14 protein-coding genes are annotated in these 14,139 nt (G+C 67.7%); 12 read left to right on the forward strand and 2 right to left on the reverse strand.

Annotated features, from left to right (window positions below):
• The first annotated feature begins 273 nt into the window (after window positions 1–273).
• A complete protein-coding gene (locus tag GGR43_RS08625) occupies window positions 274–573 on the forward strand; it encodes a UrcA family protein (protein ID WP_188071577.1) in 300 nt (99 codons plus the stop codon).
• Window positions 574–576: 3 nt separating this feature from the next.
• Here the strand turns inward: GGR43_RS08625 and GGR43_RS08630 are convergent, their stop codons facing one another.
• Window positions 577–1,176, reverse strand: coding sequence for a hypothetical protein (locus GGR43_RS08630; RefSeq protein ID WP_188071578.1), 600 nt, complete (start codon window positions 1,174–1,176; stop codon window positions 577–579).
• A gap of 331 nt (window positions 1,177–1,507) precedes the next feature.
• Here GGR43_RS08630 and GGR43_RS08635 point away from each other — a divergent pair, with 331 nt between their 5' ends.
• The 11 genes from GGR43_RS08635 (at window position 1,508) to nikR (ending at window position 13,068) form a co-directional block, all read left to right on the forward strand.
• Entirely contained in the window at window positions 1,508–3,001 is a 1,494-nt protein-coding gene (locus GGR43_RS08635; RefSeq protein ID WP_188071579.1) for an agmatinase family protein, read from the forward strand.
• A 158-nt stretch (window positions 3,002–3,159) separates the two neighbouring features.
• Window positions 3,160–4,029, forward strand: coding sequence for an urease accessory protein UreD (locus GGR43_RS08640; RefSeq protein WP_188071580.1), 870 nt, complete (start codon window positions 3,160–3,162; stop codon window positions 4,027–4,029).
• Window positions 4,029–4,349 (forward strand): urease subunit gamma, encoded by a 321-nt coding sequence (locus GGR43_RS08645; protein WP_188071581.1) that lies wholly within the window; start codon window positions 4,029–4,031, stop codon window positions 4,347–4,349. Before GGR43_RS08640 ends, GGR43_RS08645 begins: the two co-directional genes overlap by 1 nt.
• Window positions 4,346–4,651 carry an urease subunit beta gene (locus GGR43_RS08650; protein ID WP_188071582.1) on the forward strand — a complete coding sequence of 102 codons (306 nt, stop codon included), beginning with the start codon at window positions 4,346–4,348 and terminating at the stop codon, window positions 4,649–4,651. Before GGR43_RS08645 ends, GGR43_RS08650 begins: the two co-directional genes overlap by 4 nt.
• Window positions 4,651–6,363: an urease subunit alpha gene (gene ureC / locus GGR43_RS08655; protein WP_188071583.1), complete on the forward strand. Its 1,713-nt coding sequence runs from the start codon at window positions 4,651–4,653 to the stop codon at window positions 6,361–6,363. The genes GGR43_RS08650 and ureC overlap by 1 nt, the downstream gene beginning before the upstream one ends.
• 13 nt (window positions 6,364–6,376) lie before the next feature.
• The gene (gene ureE, locus GGR43_RS08660) at window positions 6,377–6,877 is read left to right on the forward strand and encodes an urease accessory protein UreE (RefSeq protein WP_188071584.1); all 501 of its coding nucleotides are present in this window, start codon (window positions 6,377–6,379) and stop codon (window positions 6,875–6,877) included.
• Window positions 6,819–7,547 (forward strand): urease accessory protein UreF, encoded by a 729-nt coding sequence (locus GGR43_RS08665; protein WP_246343439.1) that lies wholly within the window; start codon window positions 6,819–6,821, stop codon window positions 7,545–7,547. The genes ureE and GGR43_RS08665 overlap by 59 nt, the downstream gene beginning before the upstream one ends.
• Entirely contained in the window at window positions 7,544–8,209 is a 666-nt protein-coding gene (gene ureG / locus GGR43_RS08670; protein WP_188071585.1) for an urease accessory protein UreG, read from the forward strand. Before GGR43_RS08665 ends, ureG begins: the two co-directional genes overlap by 4 nt.
• Window positions 8,206–11,592 carry a hybrid sensor histidine kinase/response regulator gene (locus GGR43_RS08675; RefSeq protein WP_188071586.1) on the forward strand — a complete coding sequence of 1,129 codons (3,387 nt, stop codon included), beginning with the start codon at window positions 8,206–8,208 and terminating at the stop codon, window positions 11,590–11,592. The genes ureG and GGR43_RS08675 overlap by 4 nt, the downstream gene beginning before the upstream one ends.
• Window positions 11,589–12,533, forward strand: a complete 945-nt coding sequence (locus GGR43_RS08680; protein ID WP_188071587.1) for a response regulator transcription factor — start codon at window positions 11,589–11,591, stop codon at window positions 12,531–12,533. Before GGR43_RS08675 ends, GGR43_RS08680 begins: the two co-directional genes overlap by 4 nt.
• Window positions 12,526–13,068 (forward strand): nickel-responsive transcriptional regulator NikR, encoded by a 543-nt coding sequence (gene nikR, locus GGR43_RS08685; RefSeq protein ID WP_188071588.1) that lies wholly within the window; start codon window positions 12,526–12,528, stop codon window positions 13,066–13,068. The genes GGR43_RS08680 and nikR overlap by 8 nt, the downstream gene beginning before the upstream one ends.
• An 87-nt stretch (window positions 13,069–13,155) precedes the next feature.
• Here the strand turns inward: nikR and GGR43_RS08690 are convergent, their stop codons facing one another.
• Window positions 13,156–13,908: a glutathione S-transferase family protein gene (locus GGR43_RS08690; protein ID WP_188071589.1), complete on the reverse strand. Its 753-nt coding sequence runs from the start codon at window positions 13,906–13,908 to the stop codon at window positions 13,156–13,158.
• Between the last annotated feature and the right edge of the window lie 231 nt (window positions 13,909–14,139).

A 14,139-nucleotide genomic window follows, 5' to 3' on the forward strand; every position in this document is an offset into this window, starting at 1 on the left:
CGCCTTTTCAGACCATGCCCCCCTCCCGAGGCTCGCGCTCTTGCGGCGCATGGGGCGAGGACGCCTGCGGTCCTCTGGATCCTTGTCCGATGGGGTGACGCTATGCGCCGGGGGGCGGGCCAGCCATGGGGCGTTTGACGTAGGCGCTGCGGCACCCTGCCAAGCAATTGATTTTACATGAAAATAATGCGGATTGTGGCCGGGTCGGCTTTGCATTACCCTCAGGCGCAAAGTCGAACGAAGACTCGACGGAACAACGCAGGAGTGAACAGGATGCCTTTCTCCCTGACCCATGGGGCAGCTGCGGCTGCGCTCGCCTTCTCCCCCTTCATCATGGCCGCCGGCACCGCGCAGGCGACCCCGTTCGCCAGCGAGCGGGCGGCGGTCAGCACGTCCGGGCTGGACCTCGCCACCGACAGCGGCCGCGCGGCGCTGGACGCCCGCATCGCGCGCGCGGCGGCCGAGGTCTGCGGCAAGTCGGTGCATCATCTGGGCGCGTCCGCCACGACCAGGGCCTATCAATGCCGCCAGGAAGTGATCGCGGAAACCCGCTCGAAGCTGCTCCTGCGCTGATCGTCAGGTGACGGAGACGGCGGCCCCGGCCCCGTCTCCGCCTCCGTCCTGACCGGCATGCCTGCCGCCTTGCCCGGCGGCGGGCGGGGAACGCTTCGGGGCAACGCTGGCGAGCAGGTGGACGAGGTCCGTCCGCCCGCTGACCTCGCTTTGCGCCACGATCATCCCGGCGCCGTCGATGATCATCGCGTGCGGCAGCGGCGCGCCTTGCGCGGCGGGCCTGCGACGGAGCGGCGGCCCCTTCGGTCCGCGCGCGCCCGGCCGGGCGCCGCGCGGCGGAATCCATGCGCTTCCGTCCTGCCCGTCGCGCGCGAGGACGAGGCGCATATTCTCGGCCCGCGCCATCAGCTCCGCATCCTCGGCCAGAGTGCGGCCGAGGATGCAGTTTTCCGCCATATGGATCAGCAGGGTGACGCCATCGGGACGTTCGGGCGGGACGGCGGGCAAGGGCTGTTGCCGGCTCGCGCCATTGCCCTGCCGGCGGGCGCGGAAGACATTGCCCATGCCGGAGCCCGCGGCCCGGATATGGCGCGCCATCGCGATGAGCGCCACGGTCTGGAGCAGCACGACGATCCAGAGCAGGAAGCTGGAAACGATCAGCATGGCCGGTCGCTTTCCCGGCCGCTCTTCCTGCGCCCCGGCGCGAGGCGCGGCCGGGTGAAAAGGCGGGCGGGCATCATGATCGTCTCTCCGGCATGGTGTTCTCCGTTGAAGGAGGGGGAAGGGCCGTCGAACCGGCTGCATCCGTCGGGCAGGCTGCCCGCAATCGCCCTTTTCCGCCATCGGGCAATTGACGTAGAGGCGGGCCTTTTCCCGCGCCGGTCCAGCGCAAGGGCGGGCTACGTCAATCGCCCCATAGCCCGGAGGGCTCGACCGGCCTAGCCTGCCGTCCTCAGCTACAGCAACGGCCTAAAGGGGGCAGGCGGGAATGGCGATGCGGGACTGGATCACGGGGGCGGCGCTGGCCGCCGCCGCGCTGACATCGGCGGCGGTCATCGCCGAAAGCGGGAAGCCGCAACTGCCGCCCGAACTGGCGCAGAAGGTCGCATCGCTGCCGAAGGAGAAGCGCGATTTCCTGACCTCGGAAGCCGCCGAGGGACTGGCCGGATCCTTCGCCAAAATGTTCCAGCGCCTCGAAAACCGCACCACAGGCGAGATAGAGGCCTATATCGACGGGCTGATGAGCGCCGCCGAGGCGTTGAAATACAACCCGGAAACCGATGTCGCCTCCATCCCGCTGCGGACCGAGGACCCGTTCTTCAACTCGTGGAAGCTGATGCGCCCGCGCACGATGGACCCGAAGCGGGAGCCGGGGCCGTTCGGCCTCAGCCGCTATATGTTCCAGCATGGCGCGCAGGGCATGTACGGCAGCGGCATCGCCACCTTCGCGGGCGCGCCGGTGGCGATCTGGCCGGAGGATCTGGTGGCAGGCAAGGTCGATGTCGCGATCGTCGGCGCGCCGCTGGACATGGGGTCGGGCTATCGCGGGGCGAAGGGCGGTCCGGCGGCGATGCGCAATCAATATGGCATGGGCGGCGTCGACATGGCGACGATGGTTGACCCGTCGAAGGAGCTCAACATCGTCGATTATGGCGATATCGCCGTCGACAATATGAGCACCGAGCTGACCGTGCAGCATGTGCGCGAGCGCGTGGCGGAGATCGCCCGCACCGGCACCGTCCCGTTCATCGTCGGCGGCGACCACAGCCTCGAATATCCCAACGTCGCGGCGATGGCGGACATCCACGGCAAGGGCAGCTTCAGCGTCATCCATTTCGATTCCCATTTCGACGCCGGGCGCGAGGGCATTCATTTCCTCACCCATGGCGCGCCGGTCTATCGCGCCGTCAAGGAAGGGCATGTGCGGGGCCAGGATTATATCCAGGTCGGGCTGCGCGGGTCGTGGCCGGGCGCCGAGGGCTTCGAATGGATGCGCGACAACGGCATGAGCTACTACACCATGCCGACGGTCGAGAAATATGGCTGGGCCGCGACGATGGAGCGCGTGCTGAAGAACGCGAAGGAAAACGGCAAGAAGCTCTATATCTCGTTCGACGTCGACATTCTCGACCCGGCCTTCATCCCGGCGACCGGCACCCCGGTTCCGGGCGGCCTCACCATGCGCGAGGCGATACCGATCGTGCGCCGGCTGTGCGCGGAAAACGACCTGATCGGGTTCGAGATCGTCGAGCTCGCGCCGCAGCTCGACACCAGCTATCGCAGCGCGCTCAACGCCAATTTCATCCTGCACGCCTGCCTGACGGGCGTGGCGATGCGCAAGAAGGGCATCAGCGCGCCGGGCTTCCTTTCCGAGCTGACGACCGACCATAGGCAGCCCGGCGCGGGCCGCACGGGTGCGAAGGACGGCAAGGCGGAGAAGATCGACCCCGATTATGGCGACCTGCGCAGGTCCCGCCCGCGCATCTGACAGGAGAGTTACGGAACAACCGGGGCCTTTCGGGTCATAAAAGGCGCCTCACGCACCATTTCCCCGGTTGGCGTGAGGCGCCATCATCCTTTCCCGCGCGGCGGCCATACGTCAAACGCCCCATGTCGCCGCAAGCGGCCCGACCGCACCTTGCCGTCATGGAGCAGCCAGCGTCTTTACCGGAAAGGAACAGGGTTTCCGCCCCCTCCCTGCCTCCCCGTCATCAGCGCGTCGACGGCCATGCCCGCATCCGCTTTTCCAGCCATGGCGTCGGCGATCTCTACCAGCGCGCGCCCTGCCGCATGCTGTTCCCCGACCGGGAGCAAGGCGAGGCGCCGCTCGCCGTGCTCATCACCACCAGCGGCGGCCTGACCGGCGGCGACCGCATCCGCCTCGATATCGAGGCGGAACCGGAGGCGCGGGGCACGGTGACGACGCAGGCGGCGGAAAAGCTCTATCGCGTGCTGCCGGGCGAGGCGGATATCAGGATCGACACGCGGATCGAGATAGCGCGGGGCGCGGTGGTCGAATGGCTGTCGCAGGAGGCGATAATCTTCGACCGCAGCCGCTTGCGCCGGTCGCTGGACATCCGCCTGCACGGCGATGCGCGCCTGCTGGGCGTGGAGATGACGATGCTGGGCCGCGACGCGATGGGCGAGCGGTTCGCGACCGGCCTCGTCCACGATGCATGGCGGATATGGCGGGACGGCCGGCTGGTCTGGGCCGATGCGCTGCATCTGGAACGGGCGGGGGTTGCCTCCCCCGGCCCGCGCTTCGGCATGGGCGAGGCGCGGGCGATGGCGACGCTGGTCTATGCCGGGGCCGACGCCGCCAGCCATCTCGACCTTGCCCGCGCCCTTGCTCCGGCGCCATGGGGCGGCGCGACGGCGATGCACGACCTGCTGATCCTGCGCCTGATCGACCGTGACGGCATGGCCCTGCGCGCGGCCGCCGTTCGCGCGGTGACGGCGCTGCGCGCCGCCGCGCTCGGCTCCCCCGCCCGCCTTCCAGCCCTGTGGACCTGCTGATGCAACTGACCCCCCGCGAAAAGGACAAGCTGCTGATCGCCATGGCCGCGATGGTCGCGCGCAATCGCCTGCAACGGGGCGTGAAGCTCAACTATCCCGAAGCCATCGCCCTCATCACCGAGCATGTGGTCGAAGGCGCGCGCGACGGCGCCAGCGTGGCCGATCTGATGGCGAGCGGCGGCCATGTGCTGACCGCCGATCAGGTGATGGAGGGCGTGCCGGAGATGATCCACGACGTTCAGGTGGAGGCGACCTTTCCCGACGGCACCAAGCTCGTCACCGTCCACCTGCCCATCCGCGCGAAGGGAGGCGCCGCATGATCCCCGGAGAGATACTCCCCGCGCCGGGCGAGATCGTGCTGAACGCCGGGGCGGAGGCGACGACCCTGACCGTCGCCAATAGCGGCGACCGGCCGATCCAGGTGGGCAGCCACTATCATTTCGCGGAGGCCAACCCCGCGCTGCTGTTCGACCGCGCCGCCGCGCGCGGGCGCCGCCTCGACATAGCGCCCGGCACCGCCATCCGTTTCGAGCCGGGCCAGAGCCGCGAGGTCGCGCTGATCCCCTTTGGCGGCGCGCGCCGGATCATCGGCTTTCGCGGCGACATCATGGGGGACCTCTGATGCCTGTCGCGATGAGCCGCCGCGTCTATGCGGGCATGTTCGGACCGACCGTGGGAGACCGGGTGCGGCTGGGCGATTCCAGCCTGTTGATCCGCATCGAGAAGGATTTCACCGTCCATGGCGAGGAGGTGAAGTTCGGCGGCGGCAAGGTGATCCGCGACGGCATGGGGCAGAGCCAGCTGTCCCGCGCGCAGGGGGCGGTCGATACCGTCATCACCAATGCCGTCATCCTCGACCATTGGGGCATAGTGAAGGCCGATGTCGCGCTGCGCGACGGGCGGATCGCCGCCATCGGCAAGGCGGGCAATCCCGATGTGCAGGACGGCGTCGATATCGTCATCGGCCCCGGCACGGAGGTCATCGCGGGCGAGGGCAAGATCCTGACCGCAGGCGCGATCGACGCGCATATCCATTTCATCTGCCCGCAACAGGTGGAGGAGGCGCTGTGTTCGGGCGTCACCACCATGCTGGGCGGCGGCACCGGCCCGGCGCACGGCACGCTCGCCACCACCTGCACGCCCGGCCCATGGCATATCGGGCGGATGTTGCAGGCGCTGGAATCGCTGCCGATGAATTTCGGCCTGTTCGGCAAGGGCAATGCCAGCCAGCCGCAGGCGCTGGAGGAGATGATCCGCGCCGGGGTGTGCGGGCTGAAGCTGCACGAGGACTGGGGCACGACCCCGGCGGCGATAGACTGCTGCCTGACCGTGGCCGACGCGCATGACGTTCAGGTCACGCTGCACACCGACACGCTCAACGAAAGCGGCTTCGTCGAAAGCACCATCGACGCGTTCAGGGGCCGCACCATCCACGCCTTCCATACCGAGGGCGCGGGCGGGGGGCATGCGCCGGACATCATCCGCGTCGCGGGCCTGCCCAATGTGCTGCCCAGCTCCACCAACCCGACGCGGCCCTATACCGTCAACACGCTGGACGAGCATCTCGACATGCTGATGGTGTGCCATCATCTCGACCCGCGCATCGCCGAGGATGTCGCCTTCGCCGAAAGCCGCATCCGCAAGGAAACCATCGCGGCGGAGGATATTCTCCACGATCTCGGCGCCTTTTCGATGATGTCGTCGGACAGCCAAGCGATGGGCCGGGTGGGGGAGACGATCATCCGCTGCTGGCAGACGGCGGACAAGATGAAGCAGCAGCGCGGCCCGCTTGCCCCGGACGACAGCGAGGCGGACAATTTCCGCGCGAAACGCTATATCGCCAAATATACGATCAACCCTGCGATCGCCCATGGCATCAGCGCCCATGTCGGATCGGTCGAGGTCGGCAAGATGGCCGATCTGGTGCTGTGGTCGCCGGCCTTTTTCGCGGTGAAGCCGGACCTCATCCTCAAGGGCGGCAGCATCGCCGCCGCGCCGATGGGCGACCCCAATGCCAGCATCCCGACGCCGCAGCCGGTGCATTACCGGCCGATGTTCGGCGCGCTCGGCCGGGCCTCCACGGCGTCGTCGGCGCTGTTCGTCTCCGCCGCGTCGATCGAGGCCGGAATTGCGAATGATTACGCGCTTGCACGCGATCTTGTTGCGGTGCACAATGTTCGTGGAGGCATCGGGAAAAGCGCGATGATTCACAATGACAGCATGCCCTTTATCGAGGTTGACGCCGAAACCTACGAGGTGCGCGCCGATGGGGAATTGCTGCGCTGCGAACCGGCTGACACCCTGCCTTTCGGCCAGCGATATTTTCTGTTCTAGGGGGAAGCGTCCGATGCCGGTTGCCCATATCGTCCTTTCCCCCTTCGACTGGTCCCGCGCCCGCGCGGCGGATGTCATCACGCTCGACCATGACGCCCGCCATCGCCGCCGCATCAGCCTGGTCGCCGACGGCGGCACGGCGTTCCTGCTCGACCTGCCCCGCGCGGCGGTGCTGCGCGACGGCGATGCGCTGCAACTGGAGGACGGGCGGCTGATCCGGGTGGCGGCGGCGGCCGAGCCGCTGATGCACGTCGCCGCTGGGTCTTCGGTCGGTCTTGCCCGCCTCGCCTGGCATGTCGGCAACCGGCACCTGCCCGCGATGATCGGGGACGATCATCTGCTGCTGCGCGAGGATCATGTCATCGCCGCGATGCTGGAGGGGCTGGGCGCGACGGTCACGTACGTCAGCGCCGCCTTCACCCCCGAACAGGGCGCCTATAGCGGTACGGGCGCGCATGACCACGCCCCCGCGCAGGGGCAACATCACCACCACCACCACGACCATGCTCACTGACGCCGCTCTTCAGCCGCTGCTGGCATGGACCTCCCCCGCCTATCCGATCGGGGCCTTCACCTATAGCCATGGCCTCGAAACGGCGGTCGACGATGGCCGCGTCCGCACCGCCGCCGATATCGTCGCCTATGTCGAAACCGTGCTGTCGAGCGGCGGCGGCTGGGTGGACGCGGTGCTGTTCGCCCATGGCTGGCGCGCAGCGGGCGACGAGGCCGCGTTCGACGAGCTGGCCGATCTCGCCGCCGCCTTTCGCGGCAGCAGCGAGACCCTGCTCGAAAGCGTGCAGCAGGGCCGCTCCTTCCTCGCCGTCACCCGCGCGGCATGGCCGCATCCGGCGCTGGACGCCTTCGCCGCGCGGCGGGCGGACCTGCCCGTCGCCCATTGCAGCGTGATGGCGCTGGCCTGCGCCGCCCATGGCCTGCCGCTCGCCCCTTCGCTGCACGCCTGTATCCACGGCATGGCGGCCAATCTGGTGTCGGCGGGGGTGCGGCTCGTGCCCCTCGGCCAGACCGACGGGCAGATCGCGACGGCGGCTCTCTCCCGCCTGATCCCCGCCCTCGCGGACCGCGCGCTCGCCACCTCGCTCGACGATCTGGGCACCGCCTCCCCGCTGCTGGAGCTGGCGTCCTTCCACCACGAAACCCTCTATACAAGGCTGTTCCGGTCATGATCCCATCCAGCGTTTCGCCAGCCCCCGCCGCCGCCTCCCTCAGCGGACCGCTGCGCGTCGGCATCGGCGGGCCGGTGGGGTCGGGCAAGACCGCGCTGACCGACCGGCTGTGCAAGGCGCTGCGCGACCGCTACAACATCGCGGCGATCACCAACGACATCTACACGCGCGAGGACGCGGAATTCCTGAACCGGTCCGGCGCGCTCGCTCCCGAACGGATCATGGGCGTGGAAACCGGAGGCTGTCCGCACACCGCGATCCGCGAGGACGCCAGCATCAACCTCGCCGCGGTCGAGCAGATGACGGCGCGCTTTCCGGGGCTGGAGATGATCTTCATCGAAAGCGGCGGGGACAATCTCGCCGCCACCTTCAGCCCGGAACTGGCCGATATAACGATTTACGTGATCGACGTGTCCGCCGGGGATAAGATTCCGCGCAAGGGCGGGCCGGGCATCACCCGGTCGGATCTGCTGGTCATCAACAAGATCGACCTCGCCCCGCTGGTGGGCGCCAGCCTTGAGGTGATGGACCGCGACGCCCGCAGGATGCGCGGGTATCGCCCGTTTCTGTTCACCAACCTCAAGGACGCTATCGGGCTGGACGAGATCATCGCCTTCATCCTCCGCGCGGGCGGGCTGCCGGAAAGGCCGCTCGCCCCATGACAAGCGCAGCGCCGGTCTTTCGCGAAAAACGGCTGTACAACAAATGGGTCGCCAGCCAGACGCTGGAAGATTATGCGCTGCGCTACACCGCCGACCATGCGCGCAAATGGACGGTCGGGCGGGTCGTGCACACCGCGCTGGGCGCGGCGGCCTTTCTGGCATGCGAGGCGATCGGCGCGGGGATAACGCTGGCCTACGGTTTCGCCAACAGCATCGCCGCGATTGCCGCCGCCATGGTGGTGATGTTCCTGATCGGCCTGCCCATCGCCTTCCGCGCGGCACGGCACGGCCTCGACATCGACCTGCTGACGCGCGGGGCCGGGTTCGGCTATCTGGGCTCGACCGTCACCTCGCTGATCTACGCCTCGTTCACCTTCCTGCTGTTTTCGGTGGAAGCCAGCATCATGGCGGTCGCCCTCGTCGCGCTGACGGGCATGCCGCTCGGCCTCGCCTATCTTCTGAGCGCGGTCGCGGTGCTGCCGATCGCGCTCTACGGGATGAAGTCGATCTCGCGCTTCCAATGGGCGACGCAGCCGCTGTGGCTGGTGCTGCAACTGGCGCCCTTCGCCTATCTGCTGTGGCTCGGCCCGTCCGCCATCGCGCCGTGGACCGAGCTGATCGGCGGCGGCGGGGAGGGGAAGGGCGGCCTCGACCTGCTGCATTTCGGCTTCGCCTTTTCCATGCTGATGTCGCTGATGCCGCAAATCGGCGAGCAGGCGGACTATCTGCGCTTCCTGCCCCGCCCGCGCGGCCGCGCCTCCGCGCGCCGGTGGAGGATGGCGGTCGTCATGGGCGGCCCCGGCTGGGCATTCATAGGCGGCGCGAAACTGGCGCTGGGGTCGCTGCTCGCCTGCTACGGCATGGCCCATGGCGTGGCGGACCCGGCCAGTCCGACCGGCATGTTCCAGGCGATCTTCGCCGCGATGACCGGGCACGACCGGCTCGCCCTGCTGCTGACGGCGATCTTCATCATCACCTGCCAGCTCAAGATCAACGTGACCAATGCCTATGCGGGGTCGATCGCCTGGTCGAACTTCTTCGCCCGGCTGACCCACAGCCATCCCGGCCGGGTCGTCTGGCTGTTGTTCAACATCGTGCTTGCCGTGCTGCTGATGGAAATCGGGCTGGGGCAGACGATCGAGGGCCTGCTGATCCTCTACGCCAATGTCGCGGTGGCGTGGATCGGCGCGCTGGCGGCGGACCTCGTCATCTCGAAGCCGCTGGGCCTCAGCCCGCCCGGCATCGAATTCAAGCGCGCCCATCTCTACGACATCAACCCGGTGGGCGTCGGTGCGATGGGCCTGTCGGTGCTGGTGTCGAGCCTCGCCTGGTTCGGCCTGTTCGGCCCGATGGCGCAGGCGTTCGGATCGCTGCTGGGCCTGTCGGTCGCGTTCATCAGCGCGCCGGCGATCGCCCTCCTGACCCATGGCCGCTATTATCTGGCGCGCCAGTCGAAGCTGCCTTCGGGCGATGCCACCCATCGCTGCGTCATCTGCGAGAACAGCTTCCAGCGCGTCGACATGGCCAGCTGCCCGATGTACGACGCGCCGATCTGCTCGCTCTGCTGCACGCTGGAGGCCCGCTGCTACGACCGCTGCAAGACCGACAGCCGCGCGACCCAGCAGGCGTCGATCTGGCTGGAAAAGCTGCTGCCCGCCGCCATCGCCCGCCATGTGCACACGCCGGTCGGGCATTTCATCGCCATCTTCGCGCTCATCCTGTGCGGCAACGCGCTGCTGATGCTGCTGATCGGGGCGAGCCATGCGCATCGCCAGGCGGACGAGCGGGAGCTGATACGGGGCATATTGATCAGCCTGTTCCTGCTGCTCTCTTTCGTCGGCGGCATCGCGGCGTGGATCGTCGTCCTCGCCCATGAGAGCCGCCGCACCGCGATCCGCGAGACCCGCCATCATCTCCGCAAGCTGAGCGAGGAGATCGCCGCCCATGAGATAACCGATGCGCGGCTGCAACGCGCGAAGGAGGCGGCGGAATCCGCCAATGCCGCCAAGAGCCGCTATCTGGTCAGCGTCAGCCACGAAATCCGCTCGCCGCTCAATTCCATCTACGGCTATGCCCAGTTGCTGGAACGGGGCGGCAACGACGTCACCCCGGTCAAGGCCGCGCGGGTGATCCGCCGCAGCGCCGAGCATCTGACCAATCTGGTCGAGGGCCTGCTGGACATATCGCAGGTGGAAAACGGCGTGCTGCGCCTCAGCAACGACACGGTGCAATTCGCCCCCTTCCTCGACCAGATCGCCAGCATGTTCCGCTATCAGGCGAAGGCCAAGGGGCTGAAATTCCTCTACGACCGCCCTGAGATATTGCCGGATTTCGTGCGCACCGACCAGAAGCGGCTGCGCCAGATCCTCATCAACATCCTGTCCAACGCGATCAAGTTCACGCGTGAGGGGCATGTCCGCTTCCGCGTCCTCTATCGCAGCCAGATGGCGACGTTCGAGATCAGCGACACCGGCCCCGGCATCGCGCCCGACGAGCTGGACCTGATCTTCGTTCCGTTCGAGCGGGGCAACAATCCGCAGGCGCGCGAGCAGCAGGGCGTCGGCCTCGGCCTGTCGATCACCCATGCGCTGGTGCAGATATTGGGCGGCGAGATCGGCGTGAAGAGCCAGCTCGGCAAGGGCACGCGCTTTTCCGTGCGGCTGATGCTGGGCGAGGCGGCCGGGCATGCGGCCGACCCGGCGTCGAGCGGCGCCATCATCGGCTATGATGGCCCCCGGCGGACCATCGCGATCGTTGATGACGACCCGCAGCAGGTGTCGCTGATCCGCAACCTTCTCGAACCGCTCGGCTTCACGATGGTGGAGGCGGGCGACGGGCTGAGCGGCGTGACCCTGTGCGAGGAGCGCCAGCCCGACCTCGCGCTGCTCGACATCACCATGCCGGGGCAGAACGGATGGGCGGCGGCCAGGGGGATACGCAAGGCGCTGGGCGAGCATGTGCGCATCGTCATGCTGTCGGCCGACGCCCATGAATATCGCACCGACCGGAGGCCCGACGACGCGCACGACCGCTTCCTGATGAAGCCGGTCGATTTCGGCGCCCTGCTCGACAGCATCGCCGAACTGCTGAAGCTCAGCTGGATCGTCGAGGAAAAGCCGGGCGGGGACGGTGAGGCGCGGCCGGTGGCCGACACAGGCGATGCGCGGCGCACCGTCACGCCGCTGCCCGCGACCGCCCGCCCTCATCTCGACGATATCGCCCGGCTGGTGCGCATCGGACATGTGCGGGGGATAGAGGGCACGATCAAGGCGATGGTGGAGGCGGTGCCCGAAAGCGAGCCGCTTTCCGTGCAGCTGCTGCTCTGCCTCGATCGTTTCGACCTGCGCGCCCTTTCCGACCTGATACAAAGGCATGCCGCATGACAGCTTCCCCGCCATCCGATCCCCGCATCATCGGCGATACTGTCCTGATCGTCGACGACACGCCGGATTCGCTCCGTTTCCTGACCGATACGCTGGAGGCGTCGGGCCTGACGGTGCTGGTCGCCACCACCGGCGAAGGGGCGCTGGACCTGCTGGCGCATATCGAACCGAACCTCATCCTGATGGATGCCGTGATGCCCGGCATGGGCGGGTTCGAGGCGACCCGCGCGATCAAGGCCAACCCGGCTTGGGCGCATATTCCCGTCATCTTCATGACCGGCCTTACCGAAAGCGAGCATGTCGTCCATGGCTTCGACGCGGGCGGGGCCGATTATGTCCGCAAGCCGATCGACGTGGACGAACTGCTGGCGCGGGTGCGGGTGCACATCAACCATGCGCGGGCGCGGCAGGCGAGCGAGGCCGGGCTGGACGCGACCGGGCGCCTGCTCGCCGCCGTCGACACGCGCGGCGCGCTGCTCTGGTGCACGCCGCTGGCGCGGCAGCTCATCCTCCGGCATGCGCCCGGCTGGGCGGAAAGCAGCGGCACGCTGCCGCCGCCCTTTCGGGCGCTGGCGGCGCGCCTCACCGCCGCCGGCGCCCCGCTCGGCACGCCTGCCCGGATGGACATGGGCGAGGGCCTCTCCATCGAACTGGTGCTGATCGCCCGCTATCGCGACAATGAATGCCTGCTGCGCCTCAACGAGATCAACCCCGCCGCCGATATCGCCCGATTGCAGGAGCGGCACGGGCTGACGCTGAGAGAGGCCGAGGTGCTGCTGTGGATAAGCTATGGCAAGCCCAATCGCGTCATCAGCGAGATCCTCGCCATCAGCCCGCGCACGGTGAACAAGCATCTGGAGCAGATATTCGAGAAGCTGGGCGTGGAAACGCGCGCGGCGGCGGCGGCGGTCGCCGTGCGCACGGGCAGCCATTATGGCTGACCGTCCCTCTGCCCCGGCGGCCCTCGACCGGAAGGACGGGGAAGGCGCGGCGACGCAGGCCAATCTCCAACGCCTCACCATCTCGCTCGGCGTGGCGCTGGGCGCCGAACTCGATCAGCTGGTGAAGGAAAGGCAGTATAGGAGCCGGTCGGAAGCCGTCCGCGACCTGATCGGCGAGGGGTTGGAGCGCTGGCGGACGGAGATGACGGGCAGCGCGCTGTGCGTCGCCAACCTCTCCTATGTCGTCGACCGGCGGATGCGCGCGCTGTCGCAGAAGATCGCGGAGCTGCAACATGCCCATCACGATCTCGTCGCCTCCAGCACCGTGGTGCGGCTCGACCATTTCCACAGCCTGGAAAGCGTGATCCTCAAGGGACCGACCGGCGCGGTGCGGGCCTTTGCCGATCGCCTGCGCGCCGAGCGGGGCGTGCGCTTCGGCGCGCTCAACCTGTTGCTGGTGACGCCGGGGGACGATCACGACCGGCCGGACGATCATTCCCATGACGGCCACCGGCATCTGTCGCCGACGCTGTAGCGGCAGCACCAACGGAAGGCCGTTAGGCTGGCCGGGCGGAGAATCCTCGCGGTGAAGAGGTGATGCTTCGCGAGGCTGGAGGTGCGTTCACTTCCCGGCGACCGGCACCACGCTCGCAGGCGCATCGGCGGAGGGCGTGTAGCTTTCCTTGACGGCGGGCCGCTCGCGCATTCGCTCAAGCCACGCCAGGGTGCGCGGCGTGTCGGCGTCGGGGCCGAGTATGTCCGGGAAATAAAGGGCGATCCGGTCGACATAGGGCAGCAGGTCGATGTCGGCGAGCGTATAGGCCTGCCCCATCAGCCAAGGTCCATCGCCGACGCCCGCTTCTATCTTCTCCACGATGCGCTTTGCCGACGCGCGCGCTTTCTCGTGATCGTGCGCCGAAAAGCTGTTGTCGGCCGCCTTCCGCCACTGCTCGCGCCGTTCATCGGTCGGCACCTGGGCGATCACCTTCTCATATTCATCGGCGCTCAGCCTGGCCAGGACCGGCTGATAGAAAGCCCAGGTGTTCGGGACGACGGCGGCCAGGCCATAATTGTCCGCCAGCTTCGTCCACAGCCGCATCCGCGCCAGGGCGAGGGGATCGGCGGGGCGCAGCGGCGGATCCGGGAAAACCGCATCGATATATTCGTTGATGAGCATCGATTCGAGGATCGGCTCCCCGTCATGCACCAATGCCGGCACGACGCCGTTCGGGTTGATCGCGAGATATTCGGGCCGGTGATGCTCGAACTTGCGCAGGTCGAGATAATGGCTGCGGTAATCCAGTCCTTTTTCGGCGAGACAGAGCCTGACCTTCTTGGAGCAGGTGGTCAGACCGGCATGATAGAGTTCCAGCATGAATATTCTCCAGATTTCGGCGAGGAACCGCCAGCCCCATGCGCCGAAATGGATGGCGCAAGCAGCGCTGCCGCGTCCGGCCACAGGCGGGCCCGATCTGTCGCGGCGGTAGAACCGTCGATTCAGGATCGGTCGTTCGGGTCGGCGCCCGGCATAACCGGCTATCTCCGACTGCGTACTAAATCGATCATGTTCAGTTATTGATACTGTGGGAATTGCGGGTGTCAAGCC

Origin of the sequence: Sphingobium jiangsuense (genome assembly GCF_014196495.1) — a bacterium.
Taxonomy (GTDB): domain Bacteria; phylum Pseudomonadota; class Alphaproteobacteria; order Sphingomonadales; family Sphingomonadaceae; genus Sphingobium; species Sphingobium jiangsuense.